The organism is Arthrobacter sp. zg-Y895, from assembly GCF_020731025.1.
GTDB lineage: Bacteria > Actinomycetota > Actinomycetes > Actinomycetales > Micrococcaceae > Arthrobacter_B.
On the sequence record NZ_JAJFZY010000008.1, the window covers coordinates 52,419 to 73,400 of the forward strand.

The 20,982-nt window shown below is 65.5% G+C and carries 14 protein-coding genes and 2 tRNA genes; 12 read left to right on the forward strand and 4 right to left on the reverse strand.

The genetic code is table 11. The features are described 5' to 3' along the window. Window positions 1–149: 149 nt before the first annotated feature. Window positions 150–3,245 (reverse strand): LGFP repeat-containing protein, encoded by a 3,096-nt coding sequence (locus LJ760_RS13220; protein ID WP_227921040.1) that lies wholly within the window; start codon window positions 3,243–3,245, stop codon window positions 150–152. Between the two features lie 248 nt (window positions 3,246–3,493). Between LJ760_RS13220 and LJ760_RS13225 the strand changes: the two genes are divergently transcribed. Then, window positions 3,494–3,964: a ribose-5-phosphate isomerase gene (locus tag LJ760_RS13225; RefSeq protein ID WP_227921043.1), complete on the forward strand. Its 471-nt coding sequence runs from the start codon at window positions 3,494–3,496 to the stop codon at window positions 3,962–3,964. Then, window positions 3,964–4,884, forward strand: coding sequence for an Fpg/Nei family DNA glycosylase (locus LJ760_RS13230; protein WP_227921045.1), 921 nt, complete (start codon window positions 3,964–3,966; stop codon window positions 4,882–4,884). The genes LJ760_RS13225 and LJ760_RS13230 overlap by 1 nt, the downstream gene beginning before the upstream one ends. An 88-nt stretch (window positions 4,885–4,972) precedes the next feature. Here the strand turns inward: LJ760_RS13230 and LJ760_RS13235 are convergent. Then, window positions 4,973–5,046 (reverse strand) — tRNA-Gly (locus LJ760_RS13235). 151 nt (window positions 5,047–5,197) lie between these two features. Here LJ760_RS13235 and LJ760_RS13240 point away from each other — a divergent pair. From LJ760_RS13240 to LJ760_RS13265, 6 genes are all read left to right on the forward strand, one after another. Beyond that, window positions 5,198–5,271: transfer RNA gene (locus LJ760_RS13240), tRNA-Pro, on the forward strand. A gap of 54 nt (window positions 5,272–5,325) precedes the next feature. Then, entirely contained in the window at window positions 5,326–6,675 is a 1,350-nt protein-coding gene (gene tig / locus LJ760_RS13245; protein ID WP_227921048.1) for a trigger factor, read from the forward strand. A gap of 280 nt (window positions 6,676–6,955) precedes the next feature. Then, complete coding sequence (locus LJ760_RS13250) at window positions 6,956–7,576, forward strand: ATP-dependent Clp protease proteolytic subunit (RefSeq protein WP_227922731.1); 621 nt, start codon at window positions 6,956–6,958, stop codon at window positions 7,574–7,576. Window positions 7,577–7,623: 47 nt separating this feature from the next. Continuing rightward, window positions 7,624–8,298 carry an ATP-dependent Clp protease proteolytic subunit gene (locus tag LJ760_RS13255; protein WP_227921049.1) on the forward strand — a complete coding sequence of 225 codons (675 nt, stop codon included), beginning with the start codon at window positions 7,624–7,626 and terminating at the stop codon, window positions 8,296–8,298. 168 nt (window positions 8,299–8,466) lie between these two features. Next, window positions 8,467–9,759, forward strand: coding sequence for an ATP-dependent Clp protease ATP-binding subunit ClpX (gene clpX / locus LJ760_RS13260; protein WP_227921050.1), 1,293 nt, complete (start codon window positions 8,467–8,469; stop codon window positions 9,757–9,759). A gap of 66 nt (window positions 9,760–9,825) precedes the next feature. Further along, window positions 9,826–10,464, forward strand: coding sequence for a mycothiol-dependent nitroreductase Rv2466c family protein (locus LJ760_RS13265; protein WP_227921051.1), 639 nt, complete (start codon window positions 9,826–9,828; stop codon window positions 10,462–10,464). Window positions 10,465–10,534: 70 nt separating this feature from the next. Here LJ760_RS13265 and valS read toward each other — a convergent pair whose 3' ends face one another. Both valS and LJ760_RS13275 read right to left on the reverse strand, forming a co-directional pair. After that, window positions 10,535–13,162, reverse strand: coding sequence for a valine--tRNA ligase (gene valS / locus LJ760_RS13270; protein ID WP_227921052.1), 2,628 nt, complete (start codon window positions 13,160–13,162; stop codon window positions 10,535–10,537). Between the two features lie 47 nt (window positions 13,163–13,209). After that, window positions 13,210–13,533, reverse strand: a complete 324-nt coding sequence (locus LJ760_RS13275) for a hypothetical protein (RefSeq protein WP_227921053.1) — start codon at window positions 13,531–13,533, stop codon at window positions 13,210–13,212. A 613-nt stretch (window positions 13,534–14,146) separates the two neighbouring features. Here LJ760_RS13275 and LJ760_RS13280 point away from each other — a divergent pair. The 4 genes from LJ760_RS13280 to LJ760_RS13295 all read left to right on the forward strand — a co-directional run bounded on the left by LJ760_RS13280 (window position 14,147) and on the right by LJ760_RS13295 (window position 20,980). After that, the gene (locus LJ760_RS13280; protein WP_227921055.1) at window positions 14,147–14,989 is read left to right on the forward strand and encodes a hypothetical protein; all 843 of its coding nucleotides are present in this window, start codon (window positions 14,147–14,149) and stop codon (window positions 14,987–14,989) included. Between the two features lie 214 nt (window positions 14,990–15,203). Next, window positions 15,204–15,974, forward strand: a complete 771-nt coding sequence (locus LJ760_RS13285; protein ID WP_227921058.1) for an SDR family oxidoreductase — start codon at window positions 15,204–15,206, stop codon at window positions 15,972–15,974. 327 nt (window positions 15,975–16,301) lie between these two features. After that, window positions 16,302–19,601 carry an isoleucine--tRNA ligase gene (ileS, locus tag LJ760_RS13290; RefSeq protein WP_227921059.1) on the forward strand — a complete coding sequence of 1,100 codons (3,300 nt, stop codon included), beginning with the start codon at window positions 16,302–16,304 and terminating at the stop codon, window positions 19,599–19,601. Further along, window positions 19,601–20,980 (forward strand): bifunctional folylpolyglutamate synthase/dihydrofolate synthase, encoded by a 1,380-nt coding sequence (locus LJ760_RS13295; RefSeq protein ID WP_227921060.1) that lies wholly within the window; start codon window positions 19,601–19,603, stop codon window positions 20,978–20,980. The genes ileS and LJ760_RS13295 overlap by 1 nt, the downstream gene beginning before the upstream one ends. Window positions 20,981–20,982 lie beyond the last annotated feature (2 nt).

Below are 20,982 nucleotides of genomic sequence, written 5' to 3' on the forward strand. Positions count from 1 at the left end.
CAAGGAGTGCGGCGGATTCATGGTGGTTGCACGTTCCGTCAACACTAGTGATCTTGTGCAACAGTCTCTCATTGCCAAGCATCCTGCCAAAGCACGGAACGGCGGATTGCAATGAGCAACCCGCCGTTCCACTGTCCTGCCGTCAGCGGCTAGTTGTAGCTGACCTGTACCTTGTCGTCGGCCGTCCGGGTGATCTTTCCACCCTTGAAGCTCTGGACCGTTGCACCGCCTGCGGCCGCGGTCGGACCGGAGGTCGGGTACCCGAGGCGGCCCGTCTCTGCGCCCTGCGCACGGTAGGCGTCCCGGATGGGACCGTTTGCGAGAATATGCGTTCCCGTGCCGGCAGAGGAGAGGATGGTGCCGCCCTCGAATTCCTGCGTGGTTCCGCCGTTGGAGGATTTCTCTCCGCTGGTCGGAAGGCCGAGGTAGCCCGAGTTGAAACCGGTGGAGCCCCAGGCTGAACGAATGGGACCGTTCTTCGAGATCTGCGCCCCGGTCTTCTGGGACCAGATGATCGCACCGCCCTCATAGTCCTGGTACTTGCCCTGCGCTCCCATGCTCTGTTCTTTTCCGGTGGGAAGCCCCAGGTAGCCGGAGTTGAAGCCCGTGGAACCCCAGGCCGAGCGGATCGGTCCGTTTACGGACACCTGGGCTCCGGTCTTTGCGGACCAGACGATGGCGCCGTGTTCGTAGTCCTGGTAGCTGCCCTGGGTGCCCATGGCCCGCTCCTCCCCGGTCGGCAGGCCCAGCGGGCCGGCGTTGAAGCCCGTGGCTCCCCAGGCGGAGCGGATGGGACCGTTCCGGGAGATCTTGGCCCCGGTCTTCTCCGACCAGATGATCGAGCCGCCCTGGTAGTCCTGGTACTTTCCCTGGGTGCCCATGCTGGTCTCCGGCCCGGTGGGAAGGCCGAGGTAGCCGGCGTTGAAGCCCGTGGCACCCCAGGCCGAGCGGATGGGACCGTTCTTGGAGATCTGCGCTCCGGTCGCAGCGGACCAGATCATGGCACCGCCCTGGTAGTCCTGGTAGGTGCCCTGGGTGCCCATTCGGACTTCCTCGCCCACGGGGTACTTCAGATCCGACTTTTCCGCTCCGGCGGCACGCCAGACATTCCGGACAGCGCCCGTGACGATCCAGGCTCCTGACGCAGGGGAGTGGATGATGGTTCCGCGCTGATACTCCTGGGAGGTGCCGCCGTCCGCGAGCGTCACCTGGTTTGTCGTCGGGTAGCCGATGGGGCTGTTCTCGAAGCCGGAACGGCGCCAGGCCTCACGGATGGGTCCGTTCCGGGAAACGCGGGCTCCCGTGGCCGGAGACCAGATGATGGCTCCGTTCTGGAAGTCCTGGTAGGTACCGCCGTTGGGCAGCCCGCCTGTCTCGTTGCTCGTGGGGTAGCCCAGGTAGCTGCGTTCGAACCCGGTGTAGCCCCACTCGTTGCGGATCGGGCCGTTCTTGGAGACCCGCGCCCCGGTGGCGGGCGACCAGATGATGGCGCCGCCCTGGTAATCCTGGTAAGCGCCGCCGTTGGGCAGGCCGTAGACCTCGTCACTGGTGGGAAGGCCGAGGTAGCCGACGTCGAAACCGGTGGACGCCCAGGCGGAGCGGATCGCTCCGGTGGAAACGCGTGCACCTGTGTTGGGGGACCAGATGATGGCTCCGTTTTGGAAGTCCTGGTAGGCCCCGCCGTCCTTCAACCCGCCGCGGATATCGCCGATGGCTTTGCCCAGCTCCGGGTGCGCCCTGCGGGCTTCGTCGATCGGGGCTCCGGCACGCGCGGCCACGCCGCCGGTCACCGTGACGGACGCGGCGTCGCCGCTGATCCAGTTGACGTGCACGGTAGTGCCGGAATGCGACGTGAAGGTCTGGCCGGCCTGCCAGGTGCTGTTGGCATTGGTATAGCCCACGAAATCCCGGGTGTTGGGCGCAACCACCAGGGAATTCACGGCCCAGTTGTTCGCCAGGTCGGGTTTGACGATCTTCACGCCGCGGTTGCCGCCGACAGCCGTGGACTGGTCGTATCCCACCGGAAGCCGAAGCTCGAGGTAATACGTCTCACCGGAAGAATCCCTGAATTTCACCGCACGCTGCGCCGAAGAGCCGGCCCAGGGCCTCAGGGTGTAGGTGATCGAGGAGCCGGGAGTGCCGGCGTTGTAGATCTCGTCGCCGCGGCCGAAACCGCCGGCGTCCCAGAAATAGGAATTAATGGCGGGCGAAGCATACTGCGCGTAACCCATGAGGTCGGAGGTGTCCCCGTATTCACGGGAGGTGCAGGAACCGTCGGCCCAGGCGCCGTTGGAGCCGACGCCGATATCGGACCGGCCGTTGTTGCATTTGAGGCTGTTGGCGTGCAGCAGGCCCAGGACGTGGCCGAATTCGTGGGTCACCACGTTGTTGGTGAAGCCGGAAGGCTGCGGCATCAACACCGAGCCGCTGGTGGGACCGGAAGTCCAGCCGCCGCCGAGGATGCCGCCGTAGCCCCCGCTCTTGAGATCGTTGGCGGGCACAAAAACCAGCAGGGCATTGTTGGCGCTGTCCCGCCATCCGAGGTCGCGCTTGATGGTGTTCATCATGTCGGCGTAGTCCTGCCGGGAATTGGCGGAGCTGTGGATGGCGCGGGTGTTGGCATGGAGTACGCCCAGCCGGCCGTTGGACATGGCCCGCCAGTACTGGTTGGCCGCGGTCATCGAGTTAAGCGCTCCGGCTTCATTCACCGCGCCCCGGTTATCGGTAAGCGTGGCGTACACGAGCGTGATATTGATCGTCCCGCTGCGGGCAGCGGCACCCATCGTGCTTGCCCCGCCGTCCGCGCTGCTGAAGGCAGCGGCACCGTGGTCATGCGCTGCGGAGATATCCGTCTCCACGGCGGAACGCACGGTGCCGTCCGGGTCCGTGACCATCGGAGTGTTGGGACCGGGGACCGGGAAACCGCCGCCGACCACGGGGTCGTACCCGAGCTCATCCCCGGATTCGGCCGTGTCCGTGTGGCTTTCTTCGCCGCCGGCGGGATGTTCCTCGGCCGGGGCGTCGGTCGCCGGGACGGACTGCGTCGGTTCAGCCTCCGGGACGGCTTCCACGACGGCGCTGCCGGCATCGGGCGCAGGAGACGGAGGCAGGGTGGCTGCGCCGGGATCGGCAGGGACCTGCGTGGCAGCCGGTTCGCCGGGGACGGCGTAATCCTGGGCCGGAAGTCCGCCTGCCGTCAGCGAAGCAGCGAGGAGGGCCAGAACGGCGAGTTTTACACTTTTCAAATGACTAATCCTTGTAGGGCGATTCCTGGTGGGCGCAACGGTGCAGTATCCGCGACGCCAGCGTCGGACGCGGGTAGACCGCTCCAATCCGGAGGGATCGGAGTATAGTCCTACCTGCTCTATCGGCACGCGTGAACGCCATGTAAGAGCGGTTTCCGGTCGAGGCGGCGGAATTTGGAGGCGCGGCTGCAGCGGAAGCTAGGCTGGAAGCGTCTTTTCCCCATCCTCAAGAAACGGACTTACCCCAAATGCGCGTCCACATTGCAACCGACCATGCAGGCATGGAACTGAGCTCCCACCTCATTGCCCATCTGACGGGCAAGGGGTACGACGTCGTCGACCACGGCCCCCGCGAATACGATGCCGAGGACGACTACCCCGCGTTCTGCATCGACGCTGCCGAGGCCGTGGTCCGGGACCAGGAAGCGGGCACGGACGCCCTGGGAATCGTGCTGGGCGGTTCAGGCAACGGCGAACAGATTGCGGCCAACAAGGTCCGCGGAGTCCGGGCCGCGCTGGCATGGAACCTGGAGACCGCAAAGCTCGCACGCCAGCACAATGATGCCAATATCGTCGCGGTCGGCGGCCGCCAGCACAGCGTCGAGGAGGCCACCGGAATCATCGAAGCCTTCCTCGCCGAGCCCTTCAGTGACGCCGAACGCCATGTCCGCCGGATCGGACAGATTGCACGGTACGAAACCACCGGCTCCACGCTCTAATGCCCGAAGGGCATTCGATCCACCGCCTGGCCCGGCAGTTCTCCTCGGTGTTCGGTGGTGAAAGGCTTGCCGTAAGCAGCCCGCAGGGCCGGTTTGCTGCCGGTGCCGGCCGGCTGGACGGACATGTGCTCGAGGCGGCGGAAGCCCACGGCAAGCAGCTGTTCCTGCGCTTCGACCATGATCTCTACCTGCGTATCCACCTGGGCCTCTACGGGGCCTTCGATTTCGGCGGGGACGAAACGTTCATCGGATCCTCCAGCATCGGGGCGCCCCGGCGGCTGGGGGAGCAGGAGGTGGCAGGCGACGACGGCGCGGGCTACTCCGGGCCGCCCGAACCCAAGGGCGCGGTGCGGGTCCGGCTGGTTTCCACGCACGGCTGGGCGGACCTGCGCGGTCCCACTGCCTGTGAAGTGGTGACCGAAGCCGAACGCCAGAAGGTGCTGGCCAGACTGGGGCCGGACCCGCTGGCGGACGGGGACGGCGGCGGCGGTGATGACGGCGGCGCCGGTGCCGGGCGCGCTGCGGAATTCATCCGCCGGCTGCGCAGCAAGGGCTCACCTGTCGGCCTCCTGCTGATGAACCAGGAGGTGCTGGCGGGGGTTGGCAACGTCTACCGCGCGGAAGTGCTCTTCCGGGCCCGGATGTCTCCCTGGCGGCTGGGCCGCAGCGTAGGTGAGGCCGAGGCAGGGGAGCTGTGGGACGACGTCGTACGCCTGATGAACGACGGAGTGCGGCAGGGCAGGATCATCACCACAAACCCGCAGGACCGGGACGACGCCGGCGAACCGGTCCCCGTGGCCGAGGCCCACTATGTCTATAAGCGGACCGGACTGCCGTGCCGGCGCTGTGGAACACCGGTGGCGGGAACCGAGATGGGCGCCCGCAAGCTGTACTGGTGCCCGTCCTGCCAGGCCGACTGAACACGGGCCCAGGCACTGCCATTGCCGGCGCCCTGCACGGACCGAAAAGCAAGAAGGGCCTTCCGCGCGGCGGAAGGCCCTTCTAAGGTGGAGGGGATGACGGGAATCGAACCCGCGTAATCAGTTTGGAAGACTGAGGCTCTACCATTGAGCTACATCCCCGGCGCCGTAAGGCAGGTTTTACCTTAGCACGCGAAAACCGGCCGTGAGTAATCGGCCCGTATCCGGCTCCCAACCGGGCGCGGAATCGATCCTGGCGCAGGGAAAATTCGTCATACCAGCTTCGGGGCAGGTAGGCTGTCAGGTGCACTGACGGGGTGTAGCTCAGCTTGGAAGAGCGCCTGCTTTGGGAGCAGGAAGTCGCAGGTTCAAATCCTGTCACCCCGACTCTGTATAACCATGGTGCAGACCAATCCCAGAACCCTCAGGAGAACTTACGCTGTGAAGAGCGCCGTAGAAAACCTCACACCCACGCGGGTAAAGCTCAACGTCGAAGTTCCGTTCGAGGAACTGAAGCCGAGCATCGAAGAGGCCTACAAGACCATCGCCACTCAGGTGCAGGTCCCGGGCTTCCGCAAGGGCAAGGTTCCCAACCGCCTCATCGATCAGCGCGTTGGCCGCGGCTACGTCCTCGAGACGGCGATCAACGACGGACTCAACGGCTTCTACGCCGAAGCCGTCCAGGAAACCGGAATCAGCCCCCTGAGCCGGCCCGAAGTTGAGATCACCGAAGTGCCGGACCCGACCACCGACGAAGGCCAGCTGGTCTTCACCGTCGAGCTGGACATCCGCCCCGAAATCGAGCTCCCGGACTACGCCGGCCTCGAGGTCACCGTCGAGCCCGCCGAGGCTTCCGACGCCGACGTCGACAAGGCCCTGGACGAGCTGCGCAGCCGCTTCGGCACGCTGAAGTCCGTGGACCGCCCCGCCGCCGCCGATGACTTCCTGACCATGGACCTGATCGCCAAGGTAGACGGTGAAGAGGTGGATTCCGCCGCTGACCTGTCCTACCAGGTAGGCGCCGGCACCATGCTCGAAGGCATGGACGAGGCCGTCACCGGCCTGAGCAGCGGCGAATCCGCCACCTTCAACACCAAGCTGGCCGGCGGTGAGCACGCCGGTTCCGACGCCGTGGTCACCGTTACCGTCAAGGCAGTCAAGGAGCGCGAGCTCCCCGAGGCCAACGACGACTTCGCCCAGCTGGCAAGCGAGTTCGACACCATCGCCGAGCTCCGCGAAGACCTCACCAAGCGTGCCGCCGAGTCCAAGCTGATGGAGCAGGGCGTCGAGGCCCGCGACAAGGTCCTGGAGAAGCTGCTCGAGCTCGTTGAGGTTCCGGTACCGGAATCCGTCATCGAAGAGCAGATCGAACAGCACTTCAACTCCGAGAGCGCCCAGACCTCCGGTCCGGACCACGACACCGAAGAGCACCGCGCCGAGGTTCGTTCCAACACCGAGCAGGCGTTCAAGAACGAAATCATCCTTGACGCGGTAGCCGAGAAGGAAGAAGTAGGGGTCAACCAGAACGAGCTGATCGACTACATCGTTTCCTCCGCTTCGCAGTACGGCATGGATCCGAACCAGTTCGCCCAGCTGATCGACCAGAGCGGCCAGGTTCCGATGATGGTCGGCGAAGTCCGCCGCCGCAAGGCACTGGCCAAGGTCCTCGAGCTGGCCAAGGTCACCGACACCACCGGTGCCGAGATCGACCTCACCGAATTCGTCCGGCCCGCCGGCGAAGAGGTCGAGGCAGCAGAAGCAGAAGAGCAGCAGAACGAAGACAAGGCCTAGCCTGTCCCGGTTTTCTAAACCGTCCGTTGTGCCGTCGGTCCGAAAGGGCCGGCGGCACAGTGGTTTAAGCGTTCCTTTCACGGGCCGGCCCGCGCCACAGACCGATGTGACGCGCATCGTGCGCCGTCAGCGAACAGTCGGCCAAACCGAAGCAGATCGTCGCCGCAACAGGCTAGTGTCCTAGAAGAGACAAACGGCAGGAGCCGCTGGCACGGCCAGCACGCGTTCCTGCCAGAGCGAGAGGTCACTCAGTATGGCAACTGCACCGAACACACCCACCATGGCTACGGTGGACCCGGCCGGCCGGGACGACTACATCTACAACCGCCTGCTCAAAGAGCGGATCATCTGGTTGGGCTCGGAAGTCCGGGACGAGAATGCCAACGCGATCTGCTCCCAGCTTCTGCTGCTTTCCGCGGAAGATCCCGAGAAGGACATCTACCTTTACATTAACTCTCCCGGCGGCTCCGTGACCGCGGGCATGGCGATCTACGACACCATGCAGTTCATCCCGAACGACGTGGTCACCGTCGCCACCGGCCTGGCCGCCTCCATGGGCCAGTTCCTGCTCTCCTCCGGCACCAAGGGCAAGCGCTACGCAACGCCGCACGCCCGCATCCTGATGCACCAGCCCTCCGGCGGAATCGGCGGCACGGCTTCGGACATCAAGATCCAGGCCGAGCTGATCCTGAACATGAAGCGCGTGATGGCTGAGCTGACCGCCGAGCAGACCGGCCAGACCGTCGAAACCATCCTCAAGGACAATGACCGCGACAAGTGGTTCACCGCGCAGGAAGCCCTGGAATACGGCTTCTTCGACAAGATCTCCGCGCACGCAGGCGGAGTGACCGGCGGCGGCGGAACCAACCAGGACCAGGCAGAGGGCAAGGACGAGGACTAGGGTCCCCGGCCAGCCACCCCTCCATTTGCAGACTTCAGGAGTAATTCATGAACCATAATTTCGGCACCGCCGGCTCCGCCGTCGCCCCGCAGATGCCCACCAGCCGCTACGTCCTGCCGCAGTTCGAAGAGCGCACGCCCTACGGCTTCAAGCGCCAGGATCCGTACACCAAGCTGTTCGAAGACCGCATCATCTTCCTGGGCGTCCAGGTTGATGACGCGTCCGCTGACGACGTCATGGCCCAGCTGCTGGTGCTTGAGTCCACGGATCCGGACCGCGACATCACCCTGTACATCAACTCCCCGGGCGGCTCGTTCACGGCCATGACGGCCATCTACGACACCATGCAGTACATCCGTCCGGAGATCCAGACGGTCTGCCTCGGCCAGGCTGCCAGCGCGGCCGCCGTGCTGCTGGCCGCCGGTACCCCGGGCAAGCGCCTGGCACTGCCGAACGCCCGCGTGCTCATCCACCAGCCGTCACTGTCCGGCGGCCAGGGCGGCCAGGCCTCCGACCTGGAAATCCAGGCCGCCGAGGTCATGCGGATGCGTACCTGGCTGGAGGACACCTTGGCGCTGCACTCCAACCGCACCTCCGAGCAGGTCAACACGGACATCGAGCGCGACAAGATCCTGACCGCCGATTCGGCCCTGGAATACGGGCTGATCGACCAGGTGCTTGATTCCCGCAAGCTCAAGACGCCGGCCATCAACAAGATGTAACCTGCTTCGCCGAAATAATGGCATGTCCAGCCGGCCCGTGGCGCGTAATATCGCACCACGGGCCGTTTGGTTGCTGAATAGCTCCTCCAAGTGTCCTAGAGTGGATCATGGTTGGCTCAGCCCATGCTGCGGAACCGTTTTTGATGGACCATCTAAGGGGACTGAACTATGGCTCGCATTGGTGAGAGCACGGATCTGCTCAAGTGCTCTTTCTGCGGAAAGAGCCAGAAGCAGGTACGCAAACTCATTGCCGGCCCCGGCGTGTACATCTGCGACGAGTGCATCGACCTCTGCAACGAGATCATCGAGGAAGAGCTTTCCGAGGTTGCAGATCTGGGCACCTTCGAGCTGCCCAAGCCGCGGGAAATCTTCGACTCGCTGCAGGAATACGTCATCGGCCAGGAACCCGCCAAGCGGTCGCTCGCCGTTGCGGTCTACAACCACTACAAGCGCATCCAGGCAGGGCACGCCCCGCGCGGCGCCGGCAACCTCGCCGATGCGGTAGCTGCCGACGACGTCGAAATCGGCAAGTCCAATATCCTCCTGATCGGTCCCACCGGCTGCGGCAAGACGTATCTGGCGCAGACCCTGGCCCGCCGGCTCAACGTCCCCTTCGCCGTCGCTGATGCCACCGCGCTCACCGAAGCCGGGTATGTCGGTGAAGACGTGGAAAACATCCTGCTCAAGCTCATCCAGGCGGCGGACTACGACGTCAAGAAGGCCGAGCAGGGCATCATCTACATCGACGAGATCGACAAGATTTCCCGCAAGAGCGAGAACCCCTCGATCACCCGGGACGTATCGGGTGAAGGCGTACAGCAGGCCCTGCTGAAGATCCTCGAAGGAACGGTTGCCTCCGTGCCGCCGCAGGGCGGGCGCAAGCATCCGCACCAGGAATTCATCCAGATCGACACCACCAATGTCCTCTTCATCGTTGCCGGCGCCTTCGCCGGCCTGGAAGAAATCATCGGTTCGCGGTCCGGCCGCAAGGGCATCGGGTTCGGTGCGCCGCTGATCGAAACCACCAAGGGCACGGACTCGTACGCCGAGGTAATGCCCGAGGACCTGCTCAAATTCGGCCTGATTCCCGAATTCATCGGACGGTTGCCCGTCATCACCACCGTGTCCAACCTGGACCGCACAGCTTTGATCCGCATCCTCACCGAGCCGAAGAACGCCCTGGTGAAGCAGTACCAGAAGATGTTCCAGCTCGACGGCGTCGAACTCACCTTTGAGCAGGGCGCGCTGGATGCAATCGCGGAGCAGGCGCTGGACCGCGGCACCGGAGCCCGCGGCCTGCGTGCCATCCTCGAAGAAGTGCTGCTGCCGGTCATGTTCGACCTGCCCAGCCAGGAGGACGTCGCCACGGTCGTCATCACCGCGGATACCGTGGAGAAGAAAGCCGAACCGACCCTCATCTCCCACGCTGTCGCCACCAAGCGCCGGAACAAATCCGCGTAGGACGGGGTTGGGAGGAGTAGTACGTTCGGCGCCGTATGCGCCATCGACCGCTTCGAAGGAGTTTCCATGACCGTTAATGGTTCTGCGTCGCCTGCCAGTTCCGCATCGACTGCCGATTTCTGGTTTGACCCGATGTGCCCGTTCGCCTGGGTCACCTCCCGTTGGATGGACGAGGTGGAAAAGGTCCGCGACGTCCGCACCAACTGGCACGTCATGAGCCTGTCCGTGCTGAACGAGGGCCGCGACCACCTCCCGGAGGACTACCGGAAGCGGATGGACGCGGCCTGGGGGCCGGTGCGCGTCATCATCGCAGCGCAGGAACTGCACGGCAGCGAGTACATCAAGAAGCTGTACGACGCCATGGGAACAAGAATCCACATCGGCGGAAACTCCGACTTCCCGACGGTGATCCGTGAGGCCCTGGCCGAGGTCGGCCTGCCCGCCGAGCTCGCGCAGTACGCCGAAACGGAAGAGTATGACTCCCAGCTGCGCGCCTCACACAAGGAAGGCATCGCAAAGGTGGGCGACGACGTCGGCACCCCCATCGTGGCCTTCAACGGGACGGCCTTCTTCGGCCCGGTCCTGACCCGCATTCCGCGCGGCGAAGAGGCCGGCGCGATGTTCGACGGCGCCGTAATGCTGGCCTCCAACCCGGCGTTCTTCGAACTCAAGCGCAGCCGCACCGAGAGCCCGCAGTTCGACTGATTACTTTGCTTCCATAAACCAGAACGCCCGGCCGGGTAACCCGGCCGGGCGTTCTGCTGTCCTGCGGCGGTTACTCCGCCGGCGGTGCCAGCTCGACGTCGGAAACGCTCAGCTCGCCCTCACCGACGGCCAGGTTGAGTTCGCGGACGTTGCCGGCGGCCTTCAGATCCGCCTGCCCGGCGCGGAGCCGGGCAACTGCACCCTCAGGCGCGGTGACCGTGGCCTTGAGGACCTCGGTCCGCTGCTTCACCTTGGCCTCGGACTTCGCCTTGCGGATACCGCCCAGGGCGGCGGCAACCGTACCGAGGATGCCGGCGTCGGCATCCACCACGGCGGCCGCAAGGCCGTCCACGTTCGGCCACGGCGCGCGGTGCACAGACCCGGCGCGCCACCAGCCCCAGACCTCTTCGGTCGCGAACGGCAGGAACGGCGCGAACAGGCGCAGCAGCGCATCCAGGGTGGTGGCCAGCGTAGCGAGCACGGAGGCCTGCTCCGCGTCTCCGGCAGCCCCGTAGGCGCGGTCCTTGATCAGCTCCACATAGTCATCAGTGAAGGACCAGAAGAAGGACTCGGTCAGCTGCAGTGCCTTGGCGTAGTCGTAGCGTTCGAAAGCACTCGTGGCGGCGTTGACGACGTCGGTCAGCTGGGCCAGCAGCGCCAGGTCCAGTGCGTTGGTGATCACCGAGGTGTCCGCCAGGGCCACGTTCTTCTCCGTAGCGCCCAGGTTCAGGACGAACTTTGACGCATTGAGCAGCTTGATGGCCAGCCGGCGGCCGATCTTCATCTGCGCAATTTCGTACGCAGTATCCGCACCGAGCTTCGCCGAAGCGGCCCAGTAGCGCACGGCGTCGGAACCGAACTCGTTCAGCACGTCGGTGGGCACCACCACGTTGCCCTTGGACTTGGACATCTTCTTCCGGTCCGGATCCAGGATCCAGCCCGAAATCGCGGCGTGCTTCCACGGCGCGGCGGCGTTCAACGCATCGGCACGGACCACTGACGAGAACAGCCAGGTCCGGATGATGTCGTGGCCCTGCGGCCGAAGGTCGAACGGGAAGACCTTCGCGAAGAGGTCCTCGTCCACGCTCCAGCCGCCCACAATCTGCGGGGTCAGCGAGGAGGTGGCCCAGGTGTCGAGCACATCCGCGTCACCGATGAAGCCGTTCGGCTGGTTGCGGGCAGACTCTTCGTAGCCCGGAGCCGGTTCGGCGGCCGGGTCCACGGGGAGGGATGCGGAATCGGGCAGTACCGGGTGGTCGTAATCCGGGTTGCCGGCGGCATCCAGGGGGTACCACACCGGAACGGGCACGCCGAAGAAGCGCTGACGGGAGACCAGCCAGTCACCGTTGAGGCCCTCGATCCAGTTCTCGTAGCGGGAGCGCATAAACGCCGGGTGGAAGTCGATTTCCTTGCCCCGGGCAATCAGGCGTTCGCGGCGTTCCTCGTCGCGGCCGCCGTTGCGGATGTACCACTGGCGGCTGGTGACCACTTCGAGGGGCTTGTCGCCCTTTTCGAAGAAGTTGACCGGGTGGGTGATCTTCTTCGGTTCGCCGTCGAGGTCGCCGCTTTCGCGCAGCATTTCCACCACGGTCTCTTTGGCGCTGAAGACGGTCTTCGTGGCGATGGCCGCGTAGTTTTCCTTGGCCGTCTCGGTGGCAATCCACTCCGGAGTATCAGCGAGGATACGCCCGTCGCGGCCGATCACGGCACGGGTGGGCAGGTTCAGCTCGCGCCACCAGGTCACGTCGGTCAGGTCGCCGAAGGTGCAGATCATGGCGATGCCGGAGCCCTTGTCGGGCTTGGCCAGCGGATGCGCCTTCACTTCCACCTCGACGTCGAACAGCGGCGACTTCACCGTGGTGCCGAAGAGTCGCTGGTACCGCTCGTCGTCGGGATGCGCAACGAGGGCAACGCAGGCCGGCAGCAGTTCCGGGCGGGTGGTCTCAATGTAGATCTTCTCGCCGTCGGGGGCGTGGAAGCTCACCCGGTGGTAGGCGCCGGGCTGCTCGCGGTCCTCAAGCTCTGCCTGGGCCACGGCGGTGCGGAAGGTGACGTCCCAGAGGGTGGGGGCTTCGGCCATGTAGGCGTCGCCGGCCCGCAGGTTGTCCAGGAAGGCGCGCTGGCTGACGGCACGTGAGTGGTCGTCGATGGTGCGGTAAGTGCGGTTCCAGTCCACGGACAGGCCGAGGGTGGAGAAGAGGTCCTCGAAGACCTTCTCGTCCTCCACTGCCAGTTCCTCGCACAGCTCGATGAAATTGCGGCGGGAGACGACGTCGAAATCACGCTGGTTCTTCGCGGCCTTGGCCGGCGGGCGGTAGTCGGCGTCGTACGGCTTGGTGGGATCGCACCGCACACCGTAATAATTCTGCACGCGGCGCTCGGTGGGCAGGCCGTTGTCGTCCCAACCCATCGGGTAGAAGACGTTCTTGCCGGTCATCCGCTTGTAGCGGGCCATCACGTCGGTCTGCGTGTAGGAGAACATGTGCCCCACGTGCAGCGAGCCGGAGGCCGTGGGCGGGGGAGTGTCGATGGAGTAGACCTCGTCGCGGACCGTGTCCGGATCGAACGCGTACGTTCCCTCCTCGCGCCAGCGGGCGCTCAGCTTGGACTCAAGCCCCTCAAGGGCGGGCTTGTCGGGGACGGAAACGGTCTGGGGTTCGTTGTCGGGCGTGTCTGTGCCCGGGATATGTTCAGCCATGGTTTCCATTCTTCCATGCAGGCCTATGGTCTGAGGCACTGCCGGGTTTACCGGGCTGTCCCGGGTGTTGCCGCCTGCTTCCCGTCCTGCGGTGACTTGCCGAAGTAATGGGCCAGGAAGAAGGTCATGGCCACTGCTCCGGTGAGCAGCGAGACGCGTTCACGTGGACCGGCCGGGGTCCGGCCCAGAAGGGCGACGCCGCCCGCTGCGTTCAGGGCGCTCCATACGGCGTTGGCCAGGGGGCCCGAGAGCCCGACGCCGGGCGGATTGGCAAACGGCGTGGGGAATTTTCGGCCCTGGACGGCGCTGACCCCGTGCGGGACTGCGTTGGCGAGGAGTACTCCGGCGAGGAATCTGGTGACAAGAGGCATGGATAGGTCCTGTTCGGGCCGCGGAGGGTCGGGGCAGCCAGCGGGGGTGGCGTACCGAGAGCCTACAGCTTGGCCCTGCGCTCGTGTGGGGTGGCTGGGCCCCTGCGGGCACAGCGTCCCACTGGGTGGTGCTGTTGGTGCGGGTGGGGCCTCGGGAGAAGTCAGGAGCCCCAAATCGTGGGACCCCGTGCGGGATCGGCTCCCTGGCAGCACAGCGTCCCACCGGGTGGTGCTGTTGGTGCGGGTGGGATCTCGGGAGATGTCAGGAGCCCCAGGTCGTGGGGCCCTGTGCGGGATCGGCTCCCTGGCAGCACAGCGTCCCACCGGGTGGTGCTGTTGGTGCGGGTGGGATCTCGGGAGATGTCAGGAGCCCCAGGTCGTGGGACCCCGTGCGGGTTGGGTCCGTCAGCGAGCACAGCATCCCACTGGGTGGTGCTGTTGGTGCTGGTGGGGCTTCAGGAGATATCAGCAGCCCCAGGTCGTGGGGCCCTGTGCGGGCAGCAGCGGCTTCTATCCCTCCACAGGGGCCCGAACCGCACCGAGCGGCCTGATGCACTCCACCCCGCAGCCCGGAAGAGCAACAATCGGCCGGAGACACTCCACTATGTGGGGGATGCAGCAACTGGAGGCATTCCTGCTCACACGTTACGGAGTAGCAAGCTACGGGACGTTGACCGCCAACGGGTTCCCGCGGCGGACGATCGATCAGGCCCTGCGCACCGGGATCGTCCGGCGCGTAGCCCGCGGAACGTTTGCGCTGCCCCAGGCAGACGCCCGGTTGGTCCATGCCGCACGCAACCAGTCCTCGCTGACATGCATCTCGGCGGCAGGCATTCTTGGCTGGTGGTTGCTGACCCCATCCGAAACCGTACATGTCCGGTGCGACGCGGCCCGAACAATACCCGGCACGGTCCTCCACCGGGGAGAGCGGTCGGCACACCGGCTGATAGCGCCGCCCCGGCAGATCCTCCGGGATGCCTTCCGCTGCCTTCCCCGGCTGGACGCACTGGTGATGGCGGAATCCGCAGTCGTAACGGGTGCCGTGGGACTGCAGAGCCTGCAGAAGGAATTCTCCGGGCAGCAGGACTGGCAGGTCCGGGCCCTGTTGGGGACCGTTCGGCGCACCACGGCATCACCGCTGGAGGTCTGCGCGCGGTTCCACTTGCTGAACGCCGGACTGCGGGTTGAGACAGAGGTGGCCTTGCCCGGTCTCGGACGGGTGGATCTGCTTGTTGACGGGTGGCTGATCATCGAGATCGACGGGTTCGCGTTCCACAGCAGCCGGGAGCACTACCGCGCGGACCGGCGACGCTGGAACGCGTCGGCAGCGGGCGGGTGGATCACGCTGCGGATCACCGCGGAACTTGTCCTGCACCGGCCGGAAGAGTTTGTGGATCTGGTGAAAAAGACGCGGGACATGTGGAGCCTCCGTGTGCGACGGCTGCAGCAGCAGTAAGGGAAAGCGGCCGGAGGACTTAGTGGACCTGGTGAAAAAGACGCGGGACATGTGGAGCCTCCGTGTGCGACGGCTGCAGCCGCAGAAAGAGACCAGCAGCAGTAAGACAGAGCAGCCGCAACAAACCCGGCCGCAACATCGACCGTCGTAACAAAGCCCGGCTGCCCCGTGCCGAAAAACCGGGACGGAACCAAACGCTGGCTAAAGTGATTCCATGACTGAGATCACACCGAAGCGGGCCGTTGTTACCGGAGCAAGTTCAGGGATCGGGGCAGCGGCGGTACGTGCGCTGCGCGCCTCGGGCTGGGACGTCGTCGCCGTCGCCCGCCGCCGGGAGAAGCTGGAGGCGCTCGCAGAGGAAACCGGTGCTGAAGCCATCGCAGCGGACGTCACCGATGATGCTTCGGTGGCACGGCTCGCGGAGCAGGTGCTGGCCGGCGGGGGAGTGGATGCCCTGATAAACAACGCCGGCGGTGCCTTCGGGCTGGACCCGGTCGCCAGCGGAAGCATCAGCGACTGGCAGCGCATGTACGACGTCAATGTCCTGGGTGCGCTGCGGACAACGCAGGCATTCCTGCCCGCGCTGCGGGCGAACGGCCGGGGATCGGTCCTGCTGCTGACATCGACGGCGGCCTTCACCGCCTACGAGGGCGGTGCAGGCTACAGTGCGGCGAAGTCCGGTGAAGAGATGCTGGCCCGGACGCTGCGCCTGGAGGAAGCCGAACACAATGTCCGTGTCATCGAGATTGCGCCCGGCATGGTGAAAACGGAGGAATTTTCCCTGAACCGGGTGGGGGACAAGGAGGCCGCGGACAAGGTGTACGCCGGCGTCGAAAAGCCGCTGACGGCGGAAGATGTTGCCGAGGTCATCGCGTTCGCTTTGAATGTGCCGCACCACGTTAACCTGGACCAGGTGGTCCTGCGCCCGCTGGCGCAGGCTGCCCAGCACAAGGTCATACGCACCGCATTGCAGGCCGGCAGGTAGTCCCGGACGCCCCGCCGGGGACGGTGCTTCGACAACCGGCGCGGGCGTGGCCTAAACTTGACCGGAACAGCACTGACCCGGCCATCACCGGTGAGCTTCCGGAAGAACAGCTACCTCGTTAACTACCTCGTTAATAGGGGCAGCCCAGTAGAACCGGACGGGTAAGCCCGTCACAGCAGTCAATGAGCGGCAGCCGCGCGAACCCAGCACCAGCGGGAACGCACGGCGGCAAGCGAGGTGGTACCGCGGTTACCGCCGGCCTTTCGGGGCCGGTAGAGGCCGCCCTCGCATCCTGTTCCACAGCCAGATTCACTTGCCGCTATCAGGATGACGAATATGCCCTCTGTATACCCCAAAGCCAGCACCGGCGACGCAGCTTCTGCTGCCGTTCCCTCCTCCCCCCGGTTTCCGGAACTCGAAGAACGCGTTCTGAAGTACTGGGACCAGGACGGCACCTTCCAGGCATCCATTGACGCCCGGCCGGCCGGAAACGACGGCGAGAACGAGTTCGTCTTCTACGACGGCCCGCCCTTCGCCAACGGCCTGCCGCACTACGGCCACCTGCTCACCGGCTACGTGAAGGACCTGGTGGCCCGCTACCAGACCCAGCGCGGCCGCCGCGTGGAACGCCGCTTCGGGTGGGACACCCACGGCCTGCCCGCCGAACTCGAGGCCATGAAGCAGCTCGGGATGAGCGACAAGGTCCAGATCGAGAAGATGGGCATCGACAAGTTCAACGATGCCTGCCGCGCCTCGGTCATGAAGTACGCCGGCGACTGGCAGGACTACGTCACCCGCCAGGCACGCTGGGTGGACTTCGAGAACGATTACAAGACGCTCAACGTCGAGTACATGGAATCGGTCATCTGGGCGTTCAAGACCCTGCATGAAAAGGGCCTGACCTACAGCGGCTTCCGCGTGCTTCCGTACTGCTGGAAGGACGAGACGCCGCTGTCCAACCATGAGCTGCGCATGGATGACGACGTCTACAAGATGCGCCAGGACCAGACGGTCACGGTCACCTTCCCCATCACCGCCGGCGACAACGCGCTTTCCGCCGAGCTCGAAGGCGTGCAGGCCATCGCCTGGACCACCACCCCCTGGACCCTGCCCACCAACATGGCCCTCGCCGTCGGACCCGAGGTCCGCTACGCCGTCGTGCCCGCAGGACCGAAGGGCACCCAGGCAGGCGAGGGACGCTTCCTCCTGGCTGAGGACCTCGTGGGCTCCTACGCGAAGGACCTGGGGTACGACGACGCCGAGGCCGCCCGCGCGGCAGTCACCGCCGTCCACCTCGGCAAGGACCTCGCCGGGCTGCGCTACGCACCGCTGTGGAACTACTACACCGACACGGACAAGTGGGGCACTGCCAACGCCTGGCAGATCGTCACCGCGGATTACGTCACCACCACCGACGGCACCGGCATCGTCCACCAGGCACCCGCCTACGGTGAAGACGACCAGAAGGTCTGCGAGGAATACGGCATCCCCGTGATCCTCTCCGTGGACGAGGGCGGCAAGTTCCTGCCCATGTTCGCCGTCGGGGAACTCGCCGAAATCGCCGGACTGCAGGTCTTCGACGCCAACAAGCCGATCACCCGCGTCCTGAAGGCGGAGGGCCGGCTGCTGCGCCAGGCCAGCTACGAGCACAGCTACCCGCACTGCTGGCGCTGCCGGAACCCGCTGATCTACAAGGCGGTCTCCTCCTGGTTCGTCGAGGTCACCAAGATCAAGGACCGCATGGTCGAGCTGAACCAGCAGATCAACTGGATCCCCGAGAACGTCAAGGACGGCCAGTTCGGCAAGTGGCTGGAAAACGCCCGTGACTGGTCCATCAGCCGCAACCGCTACTGGGGCAGCCCCATCCCGGTCTGGGTTTCGGACGATCCCAACTACCCCCGTACCGATGTCTACGGTTCGCTGGCTGAAATGGAAGCCGACTTCGGCCGGCTGCCGCTGAACAAGGAAGGCCAGCCGGACCTGCACCGCCCGTTCATCGACGAGCTGACCAGGCCCAACCCGGACGACCCCACCGGGCAGTCCACCATGCGCCGCGTGGAGGATGTCCTGGACGTGTGGTTCGACTCCGGGTCCATGCCGTACGCCCAGGTGCACTACCCGCACGAGAATGCCGACTGGTTCGAGAACCACAACCCCGGTGACTTCATTGTCGAGTACATCGGCCAGACCCGCGGCTGGTTCTACACCCTGCATGTCCTGGCCACGGCGCTGTTTGACCGCCCGGCCTTCCGCAACGTCATCAGCCACGGCATTGTCCTGGGCTCCGACGGGCAGAAAATGTCCAAGTCGCTGCAGAACTATCCGAATGTCTCGGAGGTGCTGGACCGCGACGGTTCCGACGCGATGCGCTGGTTCCTGATGGCCTCCCCGATCCTGCGCGGCGGAAACCTGATCGTCACCGAGCAGGGAATCCGCGACGGCGTCCGCCAGGCCATCCTGCCGCTGTGGAATGTGTGGCACTTCTTCAGCCTCTACACCAACGCCGCCAACAACGGCAACGGCTACGAGGCCAAGGCCTGCTACGACTCCACCGAGCCTCTGGACCGCTACCTGCTCGCCGCCACCGGCGACCTGGTGCGGGACATGGCGACGGCGCTGGACACCTATGACGTGTCCGTGGCCTGCGAGATCCTCCGCGCCTACATGGACACGCTGACCAACTGGTACATCCGCCGCAGCCGTACGCGCTTCTTCGAAGAAGACACGCAGGCCTTCGACGTGCTCTACACCTGCCTGGAGACCGTGTGCCGGGTGGCAGCTCCGCTGCTGCCGCTGATCGGCGAGGAAATCTGGCGCGGCCTGACCGGCGGGCGCTCCGTGCACCTGACCGACTGGCCGGACGCGGACCTCTTCCCGAGCGACCCCGCACTGGTGGAACGCATGGAAGCGACCCGCCGGATTGCCTCCGTCGGTTCCTCGCTCCGCAAGGGTGCCAACCTGCGCGTGCGCCTGCCGCTGTCCGAAATGACCGTCGTCGCTCCGGAGGCGCAGTCCCTGACCGGACAGTTCGCAGCAATCATCGCGGATGAGCTGAACCTTAAGAACGTCCGCTTGGTGGAGGCCGCCGACGCCGACCCGGCCGAATTCGGCATCAGCCAGAAGCTCGTGGTCAATGCGCGCGCAGCCGGACCGCGTCTGGGCAAGAACGTCCAGACGGCCATCAAGGCCGCCAAGTCCGGCGACTGGTCCGTGAACGACGCCGGAACGGTCACCGCCGGCGGCCTCGCCCTGGAGCCGCAGGAATACACTCTGGAAACCGTCGTCGAATCGGATGAAGGGGAATCCGCCAAGGCGGTTGCCGTGCTGCCCGGCGGCGGCTTCCTGGTGCTTAACACCGAGGTCACCCCGGAACTGGCCGCCGAAGGCACCGCCCGCGACGCCATCCGCGCGGTCCAGCAGGCCCGCCGCGACGCGAACCTGCATATCAGCGACCGCATCCGCACCCGCATCAGCACGGGGGAGGAAGAGGCAGCCGCCCTCCAGGCCAACGTGGCCCTGGTGAAGGCAGAAACGCTCACCGATGACCTGATCATCACCGGGGACCTGGTCACCGACGGCGCCGACACCGACGCCGAGAAATACACCGTCACAGTGGAGAAAATCTAATGAGTTCAGCAGACCGCCCGTCCGGTTCCATTGACGGGTTCTCCGTGGAGAGCGTCTACGCCGAGCTGCTCAGCCGCGCGCCGGAGAACAAGATGGAGCCGCGCATGGCTCCGCTGTTCCGGGCAATGGAGGTACTGGGGGAGCCGAACAAGGCGTTCCCGATCATCCACATCACCGGTACCAACGGCAAGACGTCCACGGCCCGCATGATCGAAGCCGGGCTGCGGGCCTACGGGCTGCGTACCGGCCGGTACACCAGCCCGCACCTGACCAGCGTCACCGAGCGGATCAGCATTGACGGCGAGCCCGTCAGCGATGAAACGTTTGTCCGGATCTGGGACGAGATCCATCCCTACCTGGACATTGTCGACGCCGAGCTGGAGGCTGCGGGCGAGCCCCGGCTGACGTACTTCGAAGCCGTGACCATCCTGGCGTTCGCGGTGTTCGCGGACGAACCGGTGGACGTGGCGGTCATCGAGGTCGGCCTCGGCGGCATCACCGATGCCACCAACGTCGGCGACGGCACCGTTTCCGTGGTCACACCCATTTCCCTGGACCATACCGAGCTGCTGGGCGACGACGTCGCCGACATTGCCCGGGAAAAGGCCGGCATCATCAAGGAGGACGGGTTCCTCATCAGCGCCGCCCAGCCCATGGAGGCAGCGCAGGTGCTGCTGGAAAAGGCCCACGAGGCAGGCGTTCCGTTCCGGTTCGAAGGCGTCGAGTTCGGCGTCGAATCCCGGGTGATGGCAGTGGGCGGGCAGATGGTCACCATCAACGGCCTCGCCGGCCGCTATGAGGACCTGCAGGTTCCCCTGCACGGCGCCCACCAGGCCGAAAACGCCGCAGTAGCCGTGGCGGCGCTGGAAGCCTTCATCGGCGGCGGGACCAAGGAGCTCGACGTCGAACTGCTGCGTACCGGGTTCCTGACCGTCACCTCGCCCGGCCGTCTTGAGGTGGTGCGGACCGCACCCACCATCGTTGTCGACGCCGCGCACAACCCGGCGGGCGCGAAGGCGACCGCCGAGGCGCTGCGCGAGGCGTTCAACTTCACCACGCTCGTCCTGGTGGTCGGCATCCTCGCGGAGAAGGACGCCGTCGGCATCCTGAGCGAACTCCGCGAACAGCTCGGCGACCTGGTCAGCGGTGTTGTCCTGACCCAGTCCGCCTCTCCGCGGGCCATTCCTGCCGAGGAACTGGTCCAGGACGCCGTGGATGCCGGGTTCGCCGACGAAGACATCCAGGTCGAGGCCGGCCTGGACAATGCCCTCGAATGGGCCGTAGCCAAGGCCGAGGAGAACAACGATCTCTCCGGCGGCGTGCTTGTGGTCGGTTCCATCACCGTGGTCGCCGAAGCGCGCACCCTCCTCGGAAAGTAGGC

Bases quoted from the DNA above. Each gene is read 5' to 3' on its own strand.
- LJ760_RS13225 (WP_227921043.1), top strand. From the start codon at position 3,494: ATGCGCGTCCACATTGCAACCGACCATGCAGGCATGGAACTGAGCTCC.
- LJ760_RS13230 (WP_227921045.1), top strand. From the start codon at position 3,964: ATGCCCGAAGGGCATTCGATCCACCGCCTGGCCCGGCAGTTCTCCTCG.
- LJ760_RS13250 (WP_227922731.1), top strand. From the start codon at position 6,956: ATGGCTACGGTGGACCCGGCCGGCCGGGACGACTACATCTACAACCGC.
- LJ760_RS13255 (WP_227921049.1), top strand. From the start codon at position 7,624: ATGAACCATAATTTCGGCACCGCCGGCTCCGCCGTCGCCCCGCAGATG.
- clpX (WP_227921050.1), top strand. From the start codon at position 8,467: ATGGCTCGCATTGGTGAGAGCACGGATCTGCTCAAGTGCTCTTTCTGC.
- LJ760_RS13265 (WP_227921051.1), top strand. From the start codon at position 9,826: ATGACCGTTAATGGTTCTGCGTCGCCTGCCAGTTCCGCATCGACTGCC.
- valS (WP_227921052.1), bottom strand. From the start codon at position 13,162: ATGGCTGAACATATCCCGGGCACAGACACGCCCGACAACGAACCCCAG.
- LJ760_RS13275 (WP_227921053.1), bottom strand. From the start codon at position 13,533: ATGCCTCTTGTCACCAGATTCCTCGCCGGAGTACTCCTCGCCAACGCA.
- LJ760_RS13280 (WP_227921055.1), top strand. From the start codon at position 14,147: ATGCAGCAACTGGAGGCATTCCTGCTCACACGTTACGGAGTAGCAAGC.
- LJ760_RS13285 (WP_227921058.1), top strand. From the start codon at position 15,204: ATGACTGAGATCACACCGAAGCGGGCCGTTGTTACCGGAGCAAGTTCA.
- ileS (WP_227921059.1), top strand. From the start codon at position 16,302: ATGACGAATATGCCCTCTGTATACCCCAAAGCCAGCACCGGCGACGCA.
- LJ760_RS13295 (WP_227921060.1), top strand. From the start codon at position 19,601: ATGAGTTCAGCAGACCGCCCGTCCGGTTCCATTGACGGGTTCTCCGTG.